This is a genomic window from Gilliamella sp. wkB108 (genome assembly GCF_001690195.1).
GTDB lineage: Bacteria > Pseudomonadota > Gammaproteobacteria > Enterobacterales > Orbaceae > Gilliamella > Gilliamella apicola_L.
In genome coordinates this window covers 14,340-38,031 of sequence record NZ_LZGM01000031.1, presented here as the reverse complement: position 1 = coordinate 38,031, position 23,692 = coordinate 14,340, and the positions used below count along the sequence as shown (strand labels likewise).

At 35.8% G+C, this 23,692-nt stretch carries 19 protein-coding genes and 2 CRISPR repeat arrays (1 of these 21 running past the window's edge); of the genes, 11 read left to right on the top strand and 8 right to left on the bottom strand.

The genetic code is table 11. The features are described 5' to 3' along the window. The 6 genes from A9G11_RS04110 to A9G11_RS04085 all read right to left on the bottom strand — a co-directional run. Positions 1–414, bottom strand: a 414-nt coding sequence (locus A9G11_RS04110; protein WP_141674341.1) for a hypothetical protein, incomplete at its 3' end; no start/stop codon positions are given. 2 nt (positions 415–416) lie between these two features. Beyond that, positions 417–2,981, bottom strand: coding sequence for a type VI secretion system Vgr family protein (locus tag A9G11_RS04105; protein WP_081298410.1), 2,565 nt, complete (start codon positions 2,979–2,981; stop codon positions 417–419). Positions 2,982–3,747: 766 nt separating this feature from the next. Further along, on the bottom strand, positions 3,748–4,452 hold the full coding sequence (locus A9G11_RS04100) for an OB-fold protein (protein ID WP_065618257.1): 705 nt from the start codon (positions 4,450–4,452) through the stop codon (positions 3,748–3,750). A 221-nt stretch (positions 4,453–4,673) separates the two neighbouring features. Continuing rightward, positions 4,674–4,871, bottom strand: coding sequence for a hypothetical protein (locus tag A9G11_RS04095; protein ID WP_065618256.1), 198 nt, complete (start codon positions 4,869–4,871; stop codon positions 4,674–4,676). A gap of 127 nt (positions 4,872–4,998) precedes the next feature. Beyond that, positions 4,999–5,272: a CRISPR direct-repeat array (repeat unit 30 nt; unit sequence ACGGTTTATCCCTACGTATATAGGGAACAG). A 115-nt stretch (positions 5,273–5,387) separates the two neighbouring features. Beyond that, positions 5,388–8,099 (bottom strand): CRISPR-associated helicase Cas3', encoded by a 2,712-nt coding sequence (cas3, locus tag A9G11_RS04090; RefSeq protein WP_218056036.1) that lies wholly within the window; start codon positions 8,097–8,099, stop codon positions 5,388–5,390. Positions 8,100–8,150: 51 nt separating this feature from the next. Next, the gene (locus tag A9G11_RS04085; protein WP_065618254.1) at positions 8,151–8,612 is read right to left on the bottom strand and encodes a GNAT family N-acetyltransferase; all 462 of its coding nucleotides are present in this window, start codon (positions 8,610–8,612) and stop codon (positions 8,151–8,153) included. Between the two features lie 460 nt (positions 8,613–9,072). Here A9G11_RS04085 and A9G11_RS04080 point away from each other — a divergent pair, with 460 nt between their 5' ends. From A9G11_RS04080 to A9G11_RS04060, 5 genes are all read left to right on the top strand, one after another. Further along, the gene (locus A9G11_RS04080; RefSeq protein WP_081298409.1) at positions 9,073–11,019 is read left to right on the top strand and encodes an extracellular solute-binding protein; all 1,947 of its coding nucleotides are present in this window, start codon (positions 9,073–9,075) and stop codon (positions 11,017–11,019) included. Position 11,020: 1 nt separating this feature from the next. Then, positions 11,021–12,109 carry a microcin C ABC transporter permease YejB gene (locus A9G11_RS04075; protein WP_065618253.1) on the top strand — a complete coding sequence of 363 codons (1,089 nt, stop codon included), beginning with the start codon at positions 11,021–11,023 and terminating at the stop codon, positions 12,107–12,109. Further along, positions 12,109–13,140, top strand: coding sequence for an ABC transporter permease (locus A9G11_RS04070; protein ID WP_065618252.1), 1,032 nt, complete (start codon positions 12,109–12,111; stop codon positions 13,138–13,140). The genes A9G11_RS04075 and A9G11_RS04070 overlap by 1 nt, the downstream gene beginning before the upstream one ends. Further along, positions 13,137–14,855: a microcin C ABC transporter ATP-binding protein YejF gene (gene yejF, locus A9G11_RS04065; RefSeq protein ID WP_065618251.1), complete on the top strand. Its 1,719-nt coding sequence runs from the start codon at positions 13,137–13,139 to the stop codon at positions 14,853–14,855. Before A9G11_RS04070 ends, yejF begins: the two co-directional genes overlap by 4 nt. Before the next feature lie 100 nt (positions 14,856–14,955). Then, a complete protein-coding gene (locus A9G11_RS04060) occupies positions 14,956–15,816 on the top strand; it encodes a hypothetical protein (protein WP_065618250.1) in 861 nt (286 codons plus the stop codon). Between the two features lie 67 nt (positions 15,817–15,883). Here the strand turns inward: A9G11_RS04060 and frdD are convergent, their stop codons facing one another. Together frdD and A9G11_RS04050 are read right to left on the bottom strand one after the other, a co-directional pair. Then, positions 15,884–16,240: a fumarate reductase subunit FrdD gene (frdD, locus tag A9G11_RS04055; RefSeq protein WP_065618249.1), complete on the bottom strand. Its 357-nt coding sequence runs from the start codon at positions 16,238–16,240 to the stop codon at positions 15,884–15,886. Positions 16,241–16,254: 14 nt separating this feature from the next. Continuing rightward, positions 16,255–16,683, bottom strand: a complete 429-nt coding sequence (locus A9G11_RS04050) for a hypothetical protein (protein WP_065618248.1) — start codon at positions 16,681–16,683, stop codon at positions 16,255–16,257. Between the two features lie 840 nt (positions 16,684–17,523). Here A9G11_RS04050 and casA point away from each other — a divergent pair. From casA to cas2e, 6 genes are read left to right on the top strand one after another with little or no spacing between them, the layout of a single operon-like run. Further along, positions 17,524–19,692: a type I-E CRISPR-associated protein Cse1/CasA gene (casA, locus tag A9G11_RS04045; RefSeq protein ID WP_065618247.1), complete on the top strand. Its 2,169-nt coding sequence runs from the start codon at positions 17,524–17,526 to the stop codon at positions 19,690–19,692. Between the two features lie 5 nt (positions 19,693–19,697). Continuing rightward, entirely contained in the window at positions 19,698–20,762 is a 1,065-nt protein-coding gene (cas7e, locus tag A9G11_RS04040) for a type I-E CRISPR-associated protein Cas7/Cse4/CasC (protein WP_065618246.1), read from the top strand. A gap of 12 nt (positions 20,763–20,774) precedes the next feature. Further along, positions 20,775–21,518 (top strand): type I-E CRISPR-associated protein Cas5/CasD, encoded by a 744-nt coding sequence (gene cas5e, locus A9G11_RS04035; RefSeq protein ID WP_065618245.1) that lies wholly within the window; start codon positions 20,775–20,777, stop codon positions 21,516–21,518. Then, a complete protein-coding gene (gene cas6e / locus A9G11_RS04030; RefSeq protein ID WP_065618244.1) occupies positions 21,519–22,190 on the top strand; it encodes a type I-E CRISPR-associated protein Cas6/Cse3/CasE in 672 nt (223 codons plus the stop codon). Positions 22,191–22,199: 9 nt separating this feature from the next. After that, positions 22,200–23,117, top strand: coding sequence for a type I-E CRISPR-associated endonuclease Cas1e (cas1e, locus tag A9G11_RS04025; RefSeq protein ID WP_065618243.1), 918 nt, complete (start codon positions 22,200–22,202; stop codon positions 23,115–23,117). Position 23,118: 1 nt separating this feature from the next. Next, the gene (cas2e, locus tag A9G11_RS04020) at positions 23,119–23,412 is read left to right on the top strand and encodes a type I-E CRISPR-associated endoribonuclease Cas2e (RefSeq protein WP_065618242.1); all 294 of its coding nucleotides are present in this window, start codon (positions 23,119–23,121) and stop codon (positions 23,410–23,412) included. Positions 23,413–23,496: 84 nt separating this feature from the next. Then, positions 23,497–23,692: direct repeats of the CRISPR family, unit length 29 nt; unit sequence GTGTTCCCTGTATCCACAGGGATAAACCG (it continues 871 nt past the right edge of the window).

The window sequence follows — 23,692 nt, the reverse complement described above, 5'->3', positions numbered from 1 at the left end:
TTCACAATCACCATTTAAAAAACCGTTACCTTTTAAAAAATTACTTAATCCGGATCCGAAGAGTACAGCATCATCTGGATACCAACCATAACTTTCACGAAAACCATTGGCTTTTTTACATATTCCATTTAACTTAGGCAGATCCTTTTCGGCTAATCGGTCTTTTCTTGCCTTTTCCATAAATTCATCGGTTTCGTCCTCATCTTGATGAATAATTTCAATCCAATAATGTCCAGGATCTATTTGAGTAATTGATTTAACTGTAATAAAGATTCTGCTTAATACAATATTGTCTAATTTTCTGGCACCGTCTTTAACTTTTGTGTAGATACCATAATCATAATGATCATTTGGATTATTATAAGTTTTACCCATAATATCTATTATTACATTTTGGCCATCGAAAGCTCCCATCTTTAATTCCTTTTATACCTAAATGTTACTTCAGCCTCTTCATATCCAGATGACACCATTTGAGTTTTCCCTTGCGCATCGGTTTTGCCTTCAGCTATGATTTGTTTATCTTTATTTAATATCTGATATTCTCGGTTGATAATTGGTTTGTCGGTACCTTCCTCGACTAAAATAAATTGTTTAAGATAAGGAGACTCGGGTTGCTGTTTAGGAAAAGAATAAAGCGTTGGTAGCATCTTTTGTGGCCCTGAATACGGAAAAGATTGTGCGCCATGTTTAATAATACCAGGTGCATAAAGTTCAATATTGCCGTTAGCAAGACGAATATAAGCGCCACCACAAGCTATGGTTATCTCTTTTTTAGCATTAATATCAATTTTATCGTCATTACTCACTATTTTGAGTGATTTATCGGCGATCACTTCAATATCACTATTATGTGCCTGTAATTGGACTTTAGCTTCACCACTAAATAACTTGATATCTTGTTTAGCAAAAACTGAGTAATCTTTACCTGTGCTAACATGGACTGAGTTATTAGCTGCAATATTAGTATCATGTTTACTGGTAAGTAGGATATTTTTTTCAGCATATTGATAAATACTGTCAGGCGTTGCTAAAGCTATGCCTTTAGGACTTGACAAAACCATACTTGGCTCTGTAAATGAGAGGTTATCATCGATTTCTGTTACTGTGTAGCTTACAAACAGATTATAACTATCAGAGCCTTCTAATTTTCCTGAACGGTGGCTTTCAGAACGTTTAGATAATCTTTTGGATACACTTAAACCAGTTTTTAATAATCTTGCTGTTTCATCACCATCTAAACTGGCTTTTTTTACACCTTGATTACCTTCTCGTTTATATGATGTTACATAAATTCCTTTACCAGCTCGTATTGCTCCCCATTGATCGGTACGCAATTCAAAACCTTCACCTCGTTGCGTTTTACTATTATCAACTAAGTGACCTAGATTAAGTTGCGTTTTACCATATTCAGTGGCGAGTTTAATATGTTCTTCCCCACGCTTGTCATCCATACGTAACTTATTATTAGCGGGAGTACGAATTACATTGCGATGTTTATTTATTGTTGTTACATGGTCGGGATGAGAGCTATCATGCATAGCATGTGAAATATAAGGTCTATCAGGATCACCATTGGTGAATGCTACCGCAACTTCCGTAGAATCCAAAAGTGGAAAATGGAAACCATAGGTATTGCCGGCATAAGGTTTTGCTAGCCTTACCCACAAACTTTCCTCTCCTTTTTTCCAATTTTTTAGGTCAAAATTGAATTTGATACGATAACGACCTTGGGTGTCTATATAACCATAAGTATCATTATTCGGACTGGTCACTCTAGCGGGTAATGTTCCACTTATTTGTGGCCATGGTAATGTTGCCGGGCGATAAGGTTTTAGAATGTCAAATGGTATCGCGGTGAAATGTGTATGATAAGCTTCGGTTCGGTCGGCTCGACAGTGGGTCGAAATAATGATAATGCCATCTTTAATATCTTTAATTGGACACTCTTCAATAATAAGATGTTGCCCTGGTGCTAATTGAAAATCATTACACTCCCCATAAATAAACAGCTGTTCAGCAATGTGCCTTTGGTGGCGAATATGTGCATACCATTTACCACTTTCAACAGTTTCGATATCACCGAGTGTTTTATGGTGTTCTTCATAGAGATAATCATTACCGCGTGTCGTGATGTCTTTTTGTTGGCTATTATTGGTGGTAAAAAGATTGCTATCAGCCATGCGGTAGTTGTAATCGTTAATACTTACCTGATTAGGTTTAGTTCTACTATTAAATTGTAAATCCCATACACTATGGCGATGATTATCATTTAAACCGCTAGGTTGCTTAATAATTATACTGCCTGCTTTTTCAAATCCTTGCTCATAATCACTTATCACCATAACGTCACAATGATGTTTGGGGTGGGTTTCAAAATAAAACCAGATACCAACGTCGGCAAGTAATCGTTTAATAAATGTTAAATCGCTTTCTTGCCATTGAGTAATAAATTCTCGTATGGGATAAGTGTTGTTTAACTCAAACCTGAAATCTATACCGGTTAACTCATGATTGCGCAGGACTTCTTCAACAACGTCAACAACACTTTTATTTTGGAAAATTGCGCTTTGATGATTATTGGCTAGTAGCCCAACACGAGGTTCAAGCAAAATTTGATAATGGGCTTCATCTTCACTTATTGAAAGTAAACTAAACTCTGTAATTACACCATAAATGGTTCTGGGTTTGTCTAGTACATCAAGTGAACTTATTTGCGTTAAATGTAATGGTAAACTACGTGGATGAAAGGTGATTGAGGCGGATTGGCTTAATACTGAATCAATTGAAATTTGTTTATTCTGACTCGTAAAGTTAACAAGATATCGCCACGGATAATTTAACTCTTCTTTGCCTTCAAGTGATAATACTGATATATCTGATGTGGAGTTAAGTTTATCAATTGAAAGGGAATAATTATTGAGTGGTGAGTTATCTGCAAGTGCAGAAAGGTTATTGGTTAGTTGCTCTATTATACTCATAACTTAGTCCTTTTACATGTATAACTTGTCCCATAGGTTTTAACAAAATTAATAATACATAACTAACTGACTATACTTTAAAGATAACCTAATTTATATAAATAAAATACGTGGCTTTTTTAAGTAGTCAATATTTTTTTAATTAGTTATCTCTTTTTTTTGTGTAATTACTAAAACTAATAACTTCAATTAATTATTTATTTTTTAACAATTTATTATGAAGATAAAGGTAATGTTAAAGTTCCTTTAATTGAGTGAGTGAATTATATATTTCATTGAATTTTAGAGATTTATATCTCATTCTTTTAAATAATATTTTTTGAATTTTAAAAAAACTTATTGATAACAACAGAATCTTAATTTAAAAGCGCTATAGCATAACTATTTTAGTGGTTTATGACGATGTGTCGAGTAAACCAAACGGTATACACTCCTGAATATTTTTTACAGTCGGTTTATATCTATATGAATAGCAAAACAGAGCTAAAAGCCGGTTTATATCGTTAACTCATTGCGGTTTATGCCGATGTGTCGAGTAAACCAAACGGTATATACTCCTGAATATTTTTTACAGTCGGTTTATGTCTATTTTTCTCTTAGTAATAAAAAACCCGCCAAGGCGGGTTAGGGTCGAAAGAAGATTTTTAAAGATGTAATTTTTGGATAAATAACGGATTGTATATTTATAATTTAAACCTTATTAAAGTGAATTTTTATTAAGCATAACGTTATGATTATGTTTTGATTTTAGTTGATTACCGATTTATTATGGTTTCGGTATTATTAACTTTTTGCTTCTATCAAACGTTTTGCTTTCCGCTATGTTTACTATTTCATTAAAAGCAGATGTGTTTTTTGACAATTCAAAAACAGTTTCATATTTATCTAATGTGCCGGGATGTTTAATATCGAACTCCCAAAAACCTAAATATAACGCTTCAAAACCGTTATGAGGTTTATCGTTCTTTTTTAATTTATTGATGTCTGTCATCATTGCTTTAAAGAATTTTTGGAAGTACTTATCAGTAGTTAGGCAATTTTTCAATGTTGGAAACTTAACATTATTTTTTGTACCAACGCAGATCATTTCAATTGTATTACCCTTATTGATAGTTATCGCATCGTCTTTATTTTTTAGCTCAAGAGAGACATATTCATCTTGATTATTACCATTTGCCACAATGTAGGCATTATCACTTGAATCCGTTTTTACGTCCGAAGCGACGGTTATAATATAAACCACTTCATTATCATAGGTTTTTTCGTATTGATACTGATCGTTACTATATTCATTGATTAGTTGTGATGCTGAAACCGTAGGAATTTCTTTATCAAGTGCTGCATCTCCACCGTCAAGAAAGGCTGATATATCATCTTTAATCAATGATTCTGTTAATCTTTTTGCATTATTATTAGCTGATACATTAAACCCAATCAACGATAATACTAATACAACAATTATTTTTTTCATCTGTTATTTCCTAGCCATTAAAAATGACAAAATAGCAAAATAATTTAACCTTTTCAAACATTCCACCAATACAAATTCATTTGCTCTGTCAATGAATGAGGTACAGGTTTTGTTATGCTCAAGGTTATATGATAGACGTTGTTATACTCGGTTATTTTGTATTTAATACCAATGAGTGAATCAATTCTATAATGGCGATTGCATAAAGTGGTAACCTCTAATCACGCATTAAATTTTGGGGGAGTAGCAACCATATTAGTCGTGTAAAAAATAATCCAACTTTTATTATTTGCCAGCGCCTTATCTTTAGGTATTACGACAAGCTGATCATCTGGTATTGATCCGTCAGTATTATGGTAAATGGCAATTTTATGCAAAGCTTCACGCCTATCACCTATCTTGGTGTTACCGCGTGGCAAAGCTCTATCTTAGGTAGGGTATATCAATAGTCCCTTGCAAAAAAGCGAAGCTATTCAATGCTTGATTTAAAAAAGTTACTATCCTTCAGCCCCTCTAGCATTGTTTTAATCATTGTTTTTACAGTATAGGGTTTATCCCTACGCATATAGGGAACAGTCTAATTTTTATATCATCACCGATAGTGATCACGGTTTATCCCTACATATATAGGGAACAGTTTATTGACATTTGAGGGGCATTTTATTGACACGGTTTATCCCTACGTATATAGGGAACAGGATAACGTTTTAATTAATGATTTTTCGGTTAACGGTTTATCCCTACGTATATAGGGAACAGAATGAGGGCGACATCGATTTATTAAAAAATATCGGTTTATCCCTACGTATATAGGGAACAGACCAATTATAACCTATTGTTTTATAATTAAAATAGCTAGCACTAAAATTCTACCAAATTCTTAGCTTATTTTTTAAGCATAAATATCGGATTGGTGTGGTATTAAAAAAGGCAAATTAATTGGCATAAAATCCTAGCTCTTTTGAGTAAAATGGTGTTGCTTTGTCTTTTTCGATTAAGATGATAATGGCATTAGGGCGGTGAATCTGTTTTCTGAGCTTTTCTAAACGGTTTTCGTCAAGTTGTGGAATGTTGTCTTCGACTTTTAACCATTTTCGTTTATTTAATGTAAAACGACTTTGTTCCCAAGCATAATCACTACTTGTTGAATATGGCATAATCGTATCTTGTTCAAGATATGCGAGATAAATATCAACATTATCATTGGTTAAACGAGTTGATGTCTCAATATTATTTTGCCATATATCATGTACTCCTCGGCAATAGCCGTTTTCAAAGCTTAATGTATTCTGTTCAGCTATAGATGCTTGACTGAGTTTTTTTCCTTCTGCATCATAAAAACTATATTGTAAGCCACTTGGCGGTTCAATCTCTTGATTATAGACCGATTCAATCAATAACCGCGCATCTTCTGGCATTTTAATATAACCTAGTTGCTTAAGTGTTTGTTGCGTTAACCATAGCAGTGCATGATTGGAGTAAACATAACTGGTATTACGAAAGATAGGGCTGTGTAGCCAATCTTCATTCGGATTATCTTGCCAGTTTGGGGCTAAAATAGTCAGCACGGGTTGACCACGATCATCTTTAGGTGGAGCCTGTTTATTAGAAGGTTTGATATTTCCCTGCTGATCGCGAACATGTCTTTGTAAGCGTCCGGCTCGTTGGATCAGTAAATCAATAGGGGCTATATCACTAATCATTTCGTCAAAATCAAGATCTAATGATTGTTCAATCACCTGTGTTGCAATGATAACTTTTCCGTGACGAATGTCATAATTCGAGGTTTTTCCTGCCCACTGTAAGGTTTTTTCTTCAATCGCTAAGCGATCGCAAAATGCAAAACGACTATGAAACAGTAAAATACTATCAGTATCTAAATTTAATTTCAGTCGTAGTTGCTGATATAAATCAATAGCATCTTGGACACTATTTTTGATCCAACAAATGATTTTGCCTTGTTGGATCGCTTGTTTAATTTTATCGATGCCTGAATCAATATCGGCAATCCAATCAATTTTTACTTGTCGTTTGACTTCTTCCCGGGTTGGTAAAGCTTGTTCAATCAGCCCATTATGATTAAGCTGTGTCATTAATGGAAAAGGCGCTTGTTGATTGATTGTTAAACTATCATTACTTGCTGTTAATCCTTGATAAAAGGCATTAAGTAATTTTTCACGTAAGAAAATAGGTAATGTTGCGGTGAGAATAATAGCGCTACCACCTTGCATGGCATGATAATTTAATAGAATTTCTAGCAATTTGATCATGTAACTATCATAAGCATGGATCTCATCTAAAATGAGTAATTTATGTTGTAAACCTAATAAGCGTAACGATTGATGTTTAACCGGTAAAACGGCGATAAGCGCCTGATCAAGCGTTCCAACACCCACTTCAGCCAGTAGCGATTTTTTTCGACTATCAACAAACCACTCATTACACTCGGCAATAATACTGGGTTCATCATTTTTATATTGTTGTTGGCTATTATTATCTTTGTTTAGTATCGATTGATTAAAGCGTGGATTCATATAGCTTGCACCATGTGCTAATACTAATGAAGGATGACTATCTGCTTGATATAACTGCCCATAAACACTTGCCATGCGTTGATAAATCGCATTAGCTGTTGCCATAGTTGGTAAAGCAATATAAATACCGCGCGCTTTTTGCGCGGACATGAGGCGGTGAGCTAAAATCATGGATGCTTCGGTTTTACCCGCGCCGGTGACATCTTCTAAAATAAATAGCTCGGCGCCTTTATCGGTAATCGGACAAGATAAGGCATGTTGTTGTAATGGTGTTGGTTTTTCAATAAAGGGAAATAAGGTTGCGATATCTTTAAATGGGATCACCGGTGATGTTTTGGGTAGCGTTGCTATGGCTTTTTCAGCCTGAGGTATGGCGTGTTTATGCCAATATTCCGATAATGGCATGACTTGAGAGCAAAATGGGAAGTATTGTTCATTCGAGCCAAGCCAGTCACTCATTACCGTTATTGCCGCGATTAACCAACTCACTTGTTTGAATTTTTTGCGCGGAGTTTTATCAAAAAAGAAAGGTGGATATTGTGCTAATTTATGTTCAACTACAAAAAGTTGATTTATAGCTTTAAGGTAGGCTAATGATGCTTGTTTATCTTGTTGAGTAAAAGCGGATTTACCGTAAACATTTTGTAATTCTGGTGGTTTGCCATGATGTCCGGTCATAATTAATAACCAAGTATCGAGTGTGGAGTCAATTTTTTCATCATAATTATCAAGTAAGATTTCCCTTTGTTCAATCAGGAAACTTCTCCATAACCAAAAACCAAGTGAATCATGTCTGGAAAGGTATTGCTTGCTAGGATCAGCGGCGACTAATTGTGGCAAGTTATGTTTGAAAAGTTGCTGAAAAGCGTTGGCAAATTTACCTATATCATGCCAAGCTAAGAAATAGGCAAACCATAATGCCGCTTTTTCCTGTTCATCGGGTTGAAAGCCGATTTGTTGAAAAAGTTCTACAGAATTAAAGTAGTTATGCTTAACTAATTGATAACCACATGCAGCGACATCTAAATTATGATAAGCAAGTAGGTGATAACTATCTGCCTGCTCACCTTGACGACATTTCCCCCAATATTGATAAAACGGCTCTATCAGCAAAATTTAACTCCCTTACTTTTTTAGGATCAATTTTTTTCAGGTAAATCGTTTTTACAAAATACACTCCATTTGTATATCACATCGTTGATAAGGAGATGAATACCCGGTAATTTCTTGAAACCCTAGTTTCCGATAAAGAGCGATTGCCGGTTTTAATTTAGTGTTACTTTCTAAATAAATTTTTTGGGCGCCAAGCTCTTTTGCTTTGTCTAATGCAGTTTTTCCAAGAAGAAAACCGATTTTTTTCCCTTGTGCCGAAGGGGAGACCGCCATTTTAGCGAGTTCATAATCATAGCTATCATGATCCATTTTAATTAACGCACAGCTACCGACAGCAATATTATCTAATAGCGCAATAAAGATATGACCACCAGTATTTAAGATATACGCTTGTGGATTATCTAATGCTTTATAATCAGATTCTTCCATTTCAAAATAAGTTTTAATCCACTGTTCATTTATTGATTTAAAGGCGGATTGATATTGAGTTTCATAAGGAACAATTTCAAGCATTTTTATTTCTCTTTTTTAAAGCTACTCAGATCGGGAATTTTTTGATTTTTAAGATTATAATGGCGTTAATATAATCTGTTTAGTAAAAAAAGAAAGATAAATTTTGTCCTGATATTGTAGTATTTATGCATGATATTTGCTGTGGTTTTATACTTAAACGTTAGTTTAACCTGAAACATCTTTACAGAAAATAAGTTCATTTTTTATAAAAAAATAGTGAAATATTGAAGGGTGAATCGAGATATTAATTTGATTTGCTTAAATTTTACTAAATAAATATAAGTAGTGATGTTATCATCACCGTTTAAAAATGAGTTTATCAATTAGGTTTTGCTCATTGGGTTGAAGTTTGGCAAAATATGCAAGATTATGTTCGCCCTCAAGGATTATTGGGAATTTGAGTAGCAAAATAACTAGAAAATACATCATATTTTTTGATTAAAATAGGAATTTACTTTGGATGATTAGTCAAATCAAACAAAAAATACACACATTACTCATATTAAGTTGTCTTAGTGGCTTAATTGTTTTTCCTGCGTTTGCTGATGAAAATGTGCAATCACCAACTGCACAAGGCGAAAAAATAGATGCGACTTCACCTATTCAATCAAGCGAAAATACGCCTAATCAAAGCGAACCAAAGTCACCCAACGAAAAGATTTTTCATAAAACCATTTTTTCACTATTAGATAAACCCAAATATCCGGATAATTTTCAGCACCTTGAATATGTTAATCCTAATGCTCCTAAAGGAGGGATTATTAAATTGGCTGAAATTGGTACTTTTGACAATTTTAATCGTTATGCTAGTCGTGGTGCGCCGGAGAAGAACTCGGCATCACTGTATGACACACTATTTACTAATTCCGCTGATGATATTACCAGTTTTTATCCGCTGATTGCTGCTTCGGTGACTTATTCAGACTCTTATCGTTGGGCTGAAGTCCTTATCAATCCCAATGCCCGTTTTCAGGATGATAAACCGATTACGGCTGAGGATGTCGCTTTTACTTTTCATAAATTAATGACAGAAGGAGTACCTCAATATCGAGTCTTTAATCAAGGTATAACGGTTAAAGCGTTAGATACACATCGAGTGATGATTGAGTTACCAGCGTCAGATCGCGAAAAACTACTCTCCTTTGTCGGTAGTTTGCCGGTTATTCCGAAACATTTTTGGCAAGATCATGATTTTTCAGAGCCACTAAGTACACCGCCGATTGGTAGTGGTCCTTACTTTATTAGTGATTACAAAATGGGGCAGTATGTGGTTTACAAACGAAACCCCAATTATTGGGCAGCTGATTTACCAATTAATAAAGGGCTATATAATTTCGATGAAAAACGGATTGAATATTATATGGATACCAGTATTTCATTAGAAGCGTTCAAAGCAGGTGAATATGATTTTCGTGGCGAAAGTCAACCCAAAAACTGGTTTACACAATATCAAGGTTACTCTTTTGATTCAAATGATATTATCAAACAGGAAAAACCAATCGAAACGGCGACAGATAGTAAATGGTTAGCTTTCAATTTACAAAGAGATCTATTTAAAGATATTAAAGTGCGTGAAGCATTAACGTTAGCCTTTGATTTTGATTGGTTAAATCATGCTTTTTACTATAACAGTTATAAAAGACCTTATAGTTTTTTTGAAAATACCATTTATGCAGCAATTGATGAACCGAGTGAGCAAGAACTAAAATGGCTTATTCCTTTCAGAGATATTATTCCGGAAAGTGCTTTTGGCGATGCTTACCATTTACCTAAAAGTGATGCACAAGGTTTTAATCGTGACAATCTATTAAAAGCGGCGGCATTGTTAGAACAAGCAGGGTGGATTATTAAAGACGGTGTGCTTATTAATGCTAAAACCGAAAAACCGTTTGAATTTGAATTACTCACTTATGTTGGTGATGATATTAAATATGCAATCCCTTTTCAGCAAAATCTAGCACGATTAGGGATCACAATGAAGATAACTTCACTTGATTACGCACAAATTACCCGCCGTCTACGTGAGCGTGATTATGATATGATGCCACGTAATTATGGTGCGGTGAATTATCCGTCATCTGATCTGATGATCCTTTGGGGCAGTGAATATCTTAATTCTACGTGGAATGGATCTGGATTACATAATCAGGCGATTGATTCTATCATTGCCGAAATTGCTAAGAATGTAGATAATCAACAAGAGTTAATTTCACTTGGGCGAGCATTAGATCGAATTTTAACCCATGAATACCCAATGATACCAATGTGGTATAACAGTAAAACCTACTATGCTTACTGGAATAAATTTGGGCAACCAACTATAAAACCAACTTACGCTATTGGCGTGGATAGTTGGTGGTACGATGCAGATAAAGCTGCAGGCTTATCAAAGAATCGGAAACATTAATATGCTAAATTACATTATTCGTCGATTATTGCTCATTATTCCAACACTGCTGGTGATTTTAACGATCAACTTTTTTATTGTGCAAATTGCGCCCGGCGGTCCGGTGGATCAAGCGCTAGCCATGATAGAAAATGGTCCGCAAGCTGGGCAAGCATTGTTACCGGGTGGGGATAATGCCACCGCTCAATTGCAAGCATATAAAAATGAATCAAAATATCGTGGTTCACGAGGACTCGATCCGCAACTAGTGGCCATGATTGAAAAACAATACGGATTTGATAAACCGATTTTTGAACGTTATTTAGACACATTAAAACAGTTTATCCTATTTGATTTTGGAAGTAGTTTTTTTAAGAGTGAATCGGTTCTTGGTTTAATTGCCAAATGTCTACCTGTTTCCATTTCGTTAGGGCTTTGGAGTACCTTAATTGTCTATTTAATTTCGATCCCATTAGGTATTCGCAAAGCGGTTAAAGATGGCTCTGCTTTCGATTTTTGGTCAAGCACTCTTATTATTATTGGTTATGCAATACCCGCTTTTTTATTAGCCGTACTGTTGATCGTATTATTTGCTGGTGGTAGTTATTGGGATATCTTCCCATTGCGCGGATTGATTTCCAATAATTTTGATCAGCTTGATTTTTGGGGTAAGGTAAAAGATTATGCCTGGCATATCTGCTTACCGACAATCGCCATGATTGTGAGTGGTTTTGCTTCACTGACGATGTTAACTAAGAACTCATTTTTAGATGAAGTTCGTAAACAATATGTTACCACTGCAAGAGCTAAAGGGTTAAGCGAACGGCAGATCTTATATAAACATGTGTTTCGTAATGCGACTTTATTAATTATCTCAAGTTTTCCGGCTACTTTTATTGGTATTTTATTTACTGGTTCACTGCTTATTGAAATTATCTTTTCGCTCAATGGCATAGGGTTACTCGGTTATGAAGCCATTATTCAACGGGACTATCCGGTGATTTTTGGTTCACTTTATATATTTACCCTCATTGGACTTATTACCAAACTGTTATCTGATTTATCTTATATGTTAATTGATCCGCGTATTGATTTTGAGGCACGCAACTGATGACCACAAACTACTCTATTAATCAGCAACGTTGGCAACGATTTAAGCATAATCGTCGTGGTTATTACTCGTTATGGCTTTTCTCAATCTTTTTTGTGATTAGCTTATTTTCTGATTTTATCGTTAATGATCGGCCGATATTTATTAAATATCAAAATAACTATTATTCGCCGATTTTCCATTTTTATCCGGAAACGGAATTTGGTGGGCAACTTGAAACACAAACTAATTACTTAGATCCTACCGTACAAAATAGAATAGAGGCCAATGGTTGGATTTTATGGGCGCCATTTCGTTATAGTTATAATACCTTGATTTATGACACTGAAAACACGTTTCCCACACCACCGTCAAAAGCACACTGGTTAGGTACAACCGATGCTGGTTTTGATGTATTAGCCAACATTTTATATGGCTTTCGTATCTCAATGTTCTTCGCCATTTTTCTCACTATTATTACCTCAATTATTGGCGTAATAGTTGGAGCGATTCAGGGGTATTATGGTGGCAAAGTCGATTTAATCGGGCAACGATTTATAGAAATTTGGAGCGGTCTTCCGGTATTATTTATTATCATTTTACTGGCGAGTATTTTACCGCTTAATTTTTGGTGGTTACTTGGGATCACTGTTTTATTTGGTTGGATGGCATTAGTCGGGATTGTTCGTGCCGAATTTTTGCGTACTCGGAACTTTGACTATATTCGCGCAGCAAGAGCGATGGGTGTGAGCGATAGCAAAATAATGTTTCATCACATGTTGCCTAATGCAATGGTTGCAACATTAACCTTTTTACCATTTATCTTATGTGGTTCGATTACCACACTGACTTCACTGGACTTTTTAGGTTATGGATTGCCAATTGATTCACCTTCTCTCGGTCGTCTGCTATTGCAAGGTAAAAATAATTTACAAGCACCATGGCTTGGTATCAGTTCATTTTTAATTATTGCAACTTTACTATCACTTCTGATTTTTATTGGTGAAGCAGTAAGAGATGCGTTTGATCCTAACAAAGGAGTGTATCGATGAGTTCTCCTTTATTGTCCGTGCAGGATTTAAGTATAGCTTTTATAAACAGTAACCAAACACAATCACAAGTAGTGAGCAATATCAGCTTTGATATTCATGAACAAGAAACCCTTGCTTTGGTTGGTGAGTCAGGTTCAGGCAAAAGTGTGACCGCTCTTTCTATTTTGCGCTTATTGAGAAAAGAACAGGTTATTTATCCAACCGGTGATATTCTTTTTGAAGAAAAATCATTGCTACACGCTTCGGAAAAAGAGCTGCGTGAAGTGCGAGGCAATCAAATTAGCATGATTTTTCAAGAGCCAATGGTATCACTTAACCCGTTACATACCGTTGAAAAGCAACTTTATGAGGTTTTATCACTCCATAGAGGAATGCGACGAAATGCTGCTCGTAGTGAAATTTTGCAATATCTTGACCGTGTGGGAATTAAACAACCCGAAAATAAATTATCCGCTTATCCGCATCAACTTTCAGGGGGTGAAAGGCAACGAGTTATGATAGCGATGGCTATTTTGACTCACCCTAAATTATTGATAGCTGATGAACCAACAACCGCTTTAGATGTTTCAGTGCAAGCGCAAATAATTCAACTTCTCAAAGAGTTAAAAAATGAACTTAATATGAGTATGTTATTTATTTCGCATAACTTAGGGATTGTTAAAAAACTGGCGGATAAAGTGGCTGTTATGCAACAAGGTCAAATCGTTGAGTGTAATAATAAACAACGTATCTTTTTGCGTCCTGAAAATGAATATACCCAGACATTATTAAATTCAGAACCTAATGGAGAACCGGTGCCTCTTCCTGAAAATCCGGGAATATTACTCAATGTTAATCATCTTGAAGTTGAGGTAACCACCAAAAAACGACTTTTTAGCAGCCTGAAAAAGAAGATTGTCGATAATATTGGTTTTGCAGTACATCAAGGCGAAACCGTTGGTATTGTCGGTGAATCAGGTTCCGGTAAAAGTACCACAGCATTAGCTATATTGCGTTTAATTAAGTCACAAGGTGATATTTTATTTGATAGCTATTCTATACAAGATTTAAAAGGTAAAGCGTTATTACCATTTCGAAGTTATATGCAGGTGGTCTTTCAAGATCCATTTTCTTCGCTCAATCCTCGTTTCAATATTGAGCAGATCATTAGTGAAGGGCTAAGTGTACATAATAAGATGAATAAATCTGATCGCGAACAAGCGGTTATCGATATTATGTTAGAAGTCGGACTCGATCCGGATATGCGTTTTCGTTATCCTAGTGAGTTTTCTGGCGGGCAACGCCAACGTATAGCTATTGCCAGAGCATTAATTTTACAACCTGAATTACTTATATTAGATGAGCCAACTTCATCACTTGATCACACTATTCAACGACAAATAATTAATTTGCTTAAATCATTGCAAGAAAAGCATCAACTAAGCTATCTTTTTATTAGTCATGATTTGTCGGTGATTTACTCCATGTGTCACAAAGTTGTGGTGATGAAAGATGGTAAAATTATAGAGCAAGGTTCGCGAGAGCAGATCTTTTATTCACCTGAAAATGAATATACCAGAACGCTACTTTCATTTTTGGATAAACCTCCTCGACCAAAGGTTACCACTAAGACGTTGGTCTATCAGGATAAGATAGATCAAATGGATGCAAAAGAGGATCATAAAGAGGTGAAAAAGGTCAATTGGGAAGATGCTTTGTTAATGCGCAAGGAATAAAAACACTATCGTTATAATTTTATTAATTTATTAACACACTAGCACAGTAAATGAGTTATTTTTTACAAGTATATATATCAATCTACTTAGCAGGTCAATTATGCAAAAACGAATATTATCGATAATATTAGCGCCATGTTTGTCATTGTTATCATGCAATGTTATGGCGTTAAACTGTGGTGGGGATGCAAGCCAAAATATTGTTTCATCCAATAATTATATCTTTCAAATACTCAACTATATTGACTCACCGGTCGATAATATTAAAAAAGAGACCCGAACGGCAATCACCAAAGATGATAATAATACGCCAATAGTATCAACTACGCATGTTATTGAGTATGATCAAAACGGACAAATCACACAAAGCAAATATGATTTTTATTTTGAGCAAAATAAACGCGTTTATTCTGAATATCTTCATAAAACCAAATTAGGTTGGGAGAATATCATTGAAGATGCAGAAGATAAAACCACCAGCGTAATAGAATTTAATGCCGATGAACAAGGCAGAATTATCAAATCTCAACAACTTAAAAAGGCGTTAGATTTCATCTTTATTGAAACGGATAATTATCAATATGATGATAATAATTGTCTAATCAGTAAAAATGTAAAATGGAAACTTAAAGAAACCGATGAAAAAGGTAAATTGACCGGCGTTAACCAAGAAGGCTCCTCAGTACATACTTTCGAATATAAAGATGAGCAATTAGCTCATGTCTTGTATGATTTTAGTAATAAGACTAAAAGTGATACTCGTTTTTCCTACCAATATGATGATAACAAACATTTAAGTACTATCTATACGACTAATCTATTTGGTGATAAAGATAAAACTGAATATATCACGCAGTTTTTAAGCTTTAATGATAAGCAAGATTGGCTTACAGCGAGTAAAATTAGAAAGGATCAGCCGAATAAACATACCGATATTGTCAGAGAGCTAACCTACTATTAATCTTCTTATAAAAATAGCGTTATAACCGTTATAACGCTATTGATGATATTTATTAGCGATGTTCAATTTAGACCCGAACAAACAAGATATAGATAGTATGTGCTGTCCAAGCTAAAGCCAATCCGTAAGTAAGTAACTTTTCACGTTTAGGATAGATGTTAAATTCATGTAAGATAACTAAAATCTGTTTTAAGCCATACCAGATAGGCAATGAGATCATCAAAAATAAGAAGATCCGACCAAAGTCGCTACTCATTAATTTAAGAATGTATGAACGGGTTGAAGCATTTCCAAATGGAATGATATAGGCCATAATCACAATGACGACCGGTGAAAAAATAGCTGCCCACGTTGCACTTAAACTAAATAATCCCTTGGCAACCAGGCTATTTTTTTGTTTATTGGGTGTTGGTTTATTTTTCATTATGCAAATATCACTTATTTTAAGACAAATAAAACTAAAAAAATCGAAATGGCTAGGGTCACAACCCACAAACAAAGCGTAAATAAATAGCTGAATACGCTTTTATGACCTGACGTTAAAGACAATTTTTGTGGAAGCAAGTTAAACCATATCATGCTGTGTAATAGGGCAGCGAATAACGCTAAGACATTTAATGCCACCACAACGGGATGACGTAAAAAGAAGATAAAACGGTAAAACTCATCTTGCCCCATGGCATTGGTATACATACAAACCACCCCATACATTAATACCAAACTTACCCACAGCATTGAAAAAGGGACTAATTTATGGATGATTGAATACAGCAATGGACGCTTTGTTTCTGATTGAAGAGGACTAACATCATTACCGCTATCCTGATGATGATTGACTAAATAGTTATCGTTATTTTCTCGATTCATAAATCTCTCAATGTTGCCTATAAACTATGTGCAATTAAATCTACTTTTAATGATTTATCTTAAGCTCGTAATTATAGTGGTAAACCAGCTTGATGTCGCTAAATTAAAGTGGCTAATCATATCGAGTTTTAATCGCTTAAGGCTTCGCATTATGTGCGTCATAGGGGGAATTCAATTTTTCTAAAGTAAAAAATCATATAAATAGATGACGATAAGCTATTTGTAAGGAAGTGTAAAAAATACAACAGAGATCTCAATTTTGCCAATAAATTATAGCCAGAATTAAAAAAATTTGCTTAACTAGTTTGATTCTTAAGGAAAAACCCCACTAGTGTGGGGAACAATTATTAATTTTATCTATATATGGTTTATCCCTATTAAAATAGGGAACAATTAAGTATATTGAAATATCATATTATAATATTATCTATATACTTCATATTTTTCTTGCGTTGTATAATTAAGTCATGATACATTATTTCGTAGTTAGAACACACTAACTAAATGTATTAGCTTTGCATGTTATAACCACGGCGTGACAACCTAAGTATACCTGCATTGCTAATATTTTCAATAAATAATTTACGTACTATACCTTAGGAGGTTAATAGTGAATATTGTTAAATATTTGTTAAAACCAAAAATGGTGATGCAGGATTCAAATCACTATCAATCCAAAAAATGGAGTTTTGAAATAAAACATAAAATAGACGAAAAAGAAATTCGATCTGTTCTGCTAAGTTTCGAAGTCAATAAACAGATATTATAAAAATCTATTTTTATAATTGAATCGATAAGCGGAACTAAGTATGCTTCCGCTTAGATATTATAAGGAGGGTTATGTTGTCTTCTTTATCTCTTTTAGATGAAAAATGGATCCCCGTTATTCATTTTGATGGTCACCACAGCAAGATTAAACCCAGTGAGCTTATTGATGAAACGATTTCTGATATCGCTTACTTTCGCTCAGATTTTCAAGGCGCCGCCTACCAGTTTCTTATCGGTTTATTGCAAACCACCTTTTCTCCGGAAGATCTCGACCAATGGCAGGAGTATTGGCGAGAAGGCATTGAACAATCTGAATTAGATAAGGCATTTACTCAAGCCCAAGTAGCAATGCAATTTGGTGCAACTAAACCGGCTTTTATGCAAGATTTTGCTAAATTAAACGGTAATACCGTTGCCATATCCGCCTTATTGGTAGAAGCACCGGGGGAAAATGCCATAAAGAAAAATACCGATCACTTTATCAAACGTGATTTTGTTAAAGCTATCTGTCCCCATTGTGCGGTAATTAGCTTATTTACCTTACAAACAAATGCTCCCTCTGGTGGGCAAGGGCATCGTGTGAGTTTGCGTGGTGGTGGACCTATCACGACCTTAATTATGCCAGCATTAAATACCGCAACACCATTATGGAAAAAGCTCTGGTTAAATGTTATGCCACTCGACAAAAAAGAGAGACCGTCTAAATTTGATGAATCGGTTTTCCCGTGGTTAGCACCGACCCAAACCAGTGAACCGCCTAAAAATCTGAGCGTTTTTCCTTTGCAGGCAAATTATTGCCAAGCTTTTTGGGGTATGCCACGTCGAATTGAGCTTGATTTTGAGCATACCGAGCAAGGAGCGTGTGATTTATGTGGTGAAACCTCATCGCAACTTATCAAGCAGTATCAAACTAAAAATTATGGTATTCAATATCAAAACTGGATACACCCCTTAACCCCTTATCGAAAAGATAATAAAACAGGGGCATCAATACCCATTAAAGGGCAACCGGGAGGGTTAGCCTACCGCGATTGGTTGGGTATGGTAATAAACACTAATGATACTCAATCGGCAGAAATTGTTAGCGCACATTATCATCGTAGGTTTAAATCAACCGAAAAATATGGATTATGGTGTTTTGGTTACGATTTTGACAATATGAAGGCTCGTTGCTGGTATGAACACGCTTTTCCTGTTATTCCTGCTTTAGCTGAGCCTGACAGTGATTTAGAAGATCTCATTTCACTGTCGTTAGCACTGGCTAAAGAAGCCTTAACGCTATTACGCGAAGCCATGAGTGCAATAAATCGACAATCAAGCGCGGTGGATATGGCCTACTGGCAAGAGACAGAACCCGCATTCTATCAATTTGTAAATCAACTTATTGAGGAAAAAGATAATGCTAATGGTCGGTTAACTTGTTTATCTGCTTGGGCTAATAGTTTACGTAATTATATTACGCAAACTTTTGATAAAAACGCTTTTGCTAATCCAGATGAGCGAATAATTGCAGAAATTAAAATTAGCGCTAGGGAGAAGTTACACACTGATTTTAATAAACTTAAACAAGTTAAAAAGATAAAAAATTACCCAGTAGTATTGCTTGCAAATATGGAGAATAACATGTCAGATGATTTTATCAAAAAGCAGATCATTTTAAATGAGAGCCATAAAAAGTGCATTAATGAATGGTTTGCATTGTTACAAGAACGGTCATGCATATTTAACGGCAAAATCTACAATGGTTTAAAGTTACGGGCAGAGTTCCGCCGTGCATCATCACTGGATGAGGTAAGGTGTCAGGAAGGTTACTGGATTTTAGCTGATGCCTTTTTCGCGAAAGATAATGGTTTAGCGGAAAACACCGTTCATCATCAGGCTTTAACTCTGTTTGTGGCGGTAGCAATTTATGCCAAAGCCAATAATAGCAATGCTTCCTTTGCTTCTCAACTGAGTGAAAAAGTGCGAGGTGGTGAACATAACTTTTTATCTAAGCCCAATTTTGAGCAACTTCAAGCTAGTGAAACAGATGAAGAGTTTTGTCGTCGTTTAATTCGTGCCATTAAATTACGCGGAGCCAATGGCGTAAACCTTTTTTCGTTAGCTGATAGTATTTTTTTATGGGTACAAGATGAGCATGATCGACTGCAAAATCTACCTGCTAATCCCGATCCGTTTAAACGTAATTCTGTTCGCTGGGCAATGGATTACTACTCGACTAAAAAAACTTCTAAGGAATAATGACTATGACAACATTTATTCAATTACATTTGTTAACTGCTTATGCGCCGTCTAATTTAAATCGCGATGAGTTTGGATGCCCCAAAACCGCCATAATGGGGAATAGTGGCCGCTTACGTATTTCTTCACAGAGTTTAAAAAGAGCGTGGCGAACATCAGACATTTTTTATCAAGCATTAAGTGACCATATTGGCACTCGTTCACGGCGTTTTGCCAGAGACTGGGTGTATACACCAATGCATAATCAAGGCATTCCCGATAAAATTGCTATGGCAAGTGCGGCAAAAATAGCTAGCCAGTTTGGTAAAGTTAAAAATGAAAAAAAACCTAAAGATCCGTTAGCCAATTTGGAGATCGAACAACTGGTACATATTAGTAATACTGAACAACAAGCGATTGATAAATTAGTTAAACAGTTGATTAGTGATAAACGTGAGCCAACCGATGCCGAAGTTAAGTTATTACGTAAAGAAAATAGTAGTATTGATATTGCGCTATTTGGGCGTATGTTAGCAGATAATCCAGCATTTAATGTTGAAGCCGCTTGTCAAGTATCTCATGCTTTAGGCGTGAGTACCGTAACTATTGAGGATGATTTTTTCACCGCAGTTGATGATTTAAATACCAAAAAGAAAGATGCCGGCTCGGGTCACTTAGGTGATCGACGATTTGCTTCGGCACTGTTTTATACTTACATCTGCATTAGTCGCGATTTACTACTGGATAATTTAAACGGTGATGAAGCACTGGTTGAAAAAACGCTCAAAGCGTTAACCGAAGCGGCGAGTAAAGTTGCACCAAGCGGAATGCAAAACAGTTTTGCTTCGCGTGCTTATACCTCTTATTTATTGATTGAAAAAGGATCTGCTCAACCACGTTCTTTAGCGGTTGCTTACTTTAAATCGATTCGCAGTGAAGATCTGGTGAAAGATGCAATTGAACGCATAGAGCAACAACTTGATAAGTTTGACCAAGTCTATGGTCAATGCGCCGATAGCCGTTATAAACTTAATACAGAAACTGGAGAAGGAACTTTCACTGCAGCATTAGATTTTGTTGCACAAAAATAGGGAGTTTTAAAGATGACCAAACATCTTATTTTTCAGATTTATGCGCCATTTACTTCATGGGGAGAGCATGCTGTCGGTGAGGTTAGGCATAGCAACGTTATTCCTTCGCGTTCGGCATTATTAGGGTTAGTTGCAGCAGCGCTAGGCATTCATAGAGATGATAGTCAACTTGATAACTTTAATTGCCATTATCACTTTGCTATTCGCCCCTTTATTAGTCAATGTAGCTGGTTTAGCGATTTTCAAACTAATCAAGTGCCAAAAGCTAATAAAAAACAGTATTTGGCAACCCGATTTGATGAACTACGGCGTGATCCACAAGAGTTAGAAACCTTACTTTCTTGGCGTGAGTATTACAACGATGTTTATTATCAAATTGTAATGACCGAAACTGAAAATGCGCCTTATCGGGTTATGGACATAAAGCAGGCGTTATTAACCCCTGTCTTCCCGTTATACATTGGTCGCAAAAATTCACCATTAGCCTTACCTCTATCACCAGTTATCTTTGAAGGCTCTCTCTCTGAGGCATTTATTTTTGCTGATCAATACTATCAGCAATATCATCAGCAAGATCCTTCAATTAGTCTTTTATTGCATGAAAAAGCTAATGAATATTATTGGGAAAATGCCAGTCAAGATGCCACATTGGCAGTGAAAAAAATCCAACGTCGCCACGATCAGCCAATAAACCGTACACGTTGGCAATTTGAATCGCGGTTGCAATATTCAGGATATTTAACAGGGAGCGAATAGATGTATTTTTCTCGAATTACACTTAAATTAGAGCGTATTCCTTACGTCATGCAACAAAAAATCCACAGTATGAAACAATACGCCATTCATCAATGGTTATGGCAACTGTTTCCTAATGAGGAGAAAAGACCATTTCTTTTTCGTGAACTTCAATCAGGTAGAAATCAGCAATATTACCTATTATCTGAGGTTGCACCGCTTACTCAGCATGAACTATTCTTGATTGAGAGTAAACCCTACTCACCACAATTAACAGAAGGTATGGAGTTAACTTTTTCGTTAAGGGCAAATCCGGTTATTTGCAAACAAGGTAAACGTTATGATGTGATGATGAATGCCAAACATTTAGCAAAAAAACAGGGCTTATCTAAGGCGGAAGTCAAAATTAATCAAGACCAAGCTGCAATTGATTGGTTAGTTAAACAAGGTAAACAAAGAGGATTCTCCCTATTACAAGATGTTAATGGGCAAATTAGTTGTCAAGTTATGGATTATTTTCAACATCAATTTATCAAGAAAAAAGAACTAAAACCTATCAATTACAGCAGCGTTGATTTTGAGGGTATTTTAAAGGTTACCGAACCTAATCTTTTTTTAGAAACGATCTATCATGGCATTGGTAAAAGTAGAGGGTTTGGTTGTGGTCTATTCTTAATTAAACGCCTGCAATAGGTAAGTGATATGGTTTATATTCCTTTAAACCCGATCCCGTTAAAAGATAGAACATCAATGATATTTTTACAGTATGGTCAAATTGATGTTATCGATGGTGCGTTTGTTTTAGTCGATAAAAATGGCATTAGAACTCATATTCCTGTCGGCTCTATTGCCTGTATTATGCTAGAGCCGGGTACCCGAGTTTCCCATGCGGCGATAAAATTAGCCGCTACTGTCGGCACTTTACTTGTTTGGGTCGGTGAAGCAGGCGTTAGAATGTACTCATCGGGGCAACCGGGAGGGGCAAGATCCGATAAACTCCTCTATCAAGCAAAGTTGGCGTTGGATGATGATTTGCGTTTAAAGGTAGTGAAAAAGATGTTTGAACTACGTTTTGGCGAACCCGCCCCAAGTCGCCGTTCTATTGAGCAGTTACGAGGAATAGAGGGTTCACGAGTACGCGAAATCTACTCATTACTCGCCAAACGTCATCATGTTAAATGGCATGGACGACGATATGATCCCAAAGATTGGCAAAAAGGCGATACAGTAAATCAGTGTATCAGTGCTGCAACATCTTGCTTATATGGCATAACGGAAGCGGCTATTTTAGCAGCCGGTTACGCGCCGGCGATTGGTTTTGTTCATAGTGGCAAACCTCTTTCTTTTGTTTATGATATTGCAGACATTATCAAATTTGATACTGTGGTTCCTAAAGCTTTTGAAATCGCCACTAAAAAGACCGATGATCATGAACGAGAAGTTCGTATCGCTTGCCGAGAAATTTTTAGAAGTCAAAAAACGCTAGCCAAGCTAATACCATTAATTGAAGATGTTTTATCTGCTGGTGGAATTGAACCACCACCACCGCCAAAAGATATCCAACCTCCGGCAATACCAGAGCCACAATCACTTGCGGATTGTGGTTTTAGGAGTCACTAACATGAGTATGGCCGTTGTGGTAACCGAAAATGTCCCAGCAAGGTTAAGAGGGCGTCTAGCTATTTGGCTATTAGAGATCAGATCTGGTGTCTATATAGGTGATATATCCCGACCAATTAGAGAAATGATTTGGCAACAAATCCTTGAATTGGCCGAAGAAGGCAATGTCGTCCTTGCTTGGGCAACCAATACCGAATCAGGTTTTGACTTTCAAACTTACGGTACTAACAGAAGAGTTCCGGTAGATCTAGATGGTCTACGATTAGTCTCATTTTTACCTGTTGAAAATCAATAGGTTAAAGTTCTTTAAAAATAAGAAAAAGTTGGTAGAATTGGAGTGTTGCTATAACTTTAAATAAATCAAGTGACTATAATTAGAGTGTTCCCTGTATCCACAGGGATAAACCGTATTTTGTCAACATATCGTATAACGCAATAATGTGTTCCCTGTATCCACAGGGATAAACCGCTAGTTAACCATTGCCCACAGGGACGCTATCAGTGTTCCCTGTATCCACAGGGATAAACCGTTGATTTATTAGGTATGTGATCAGCTAAATTTGTGTTCCCTGTAT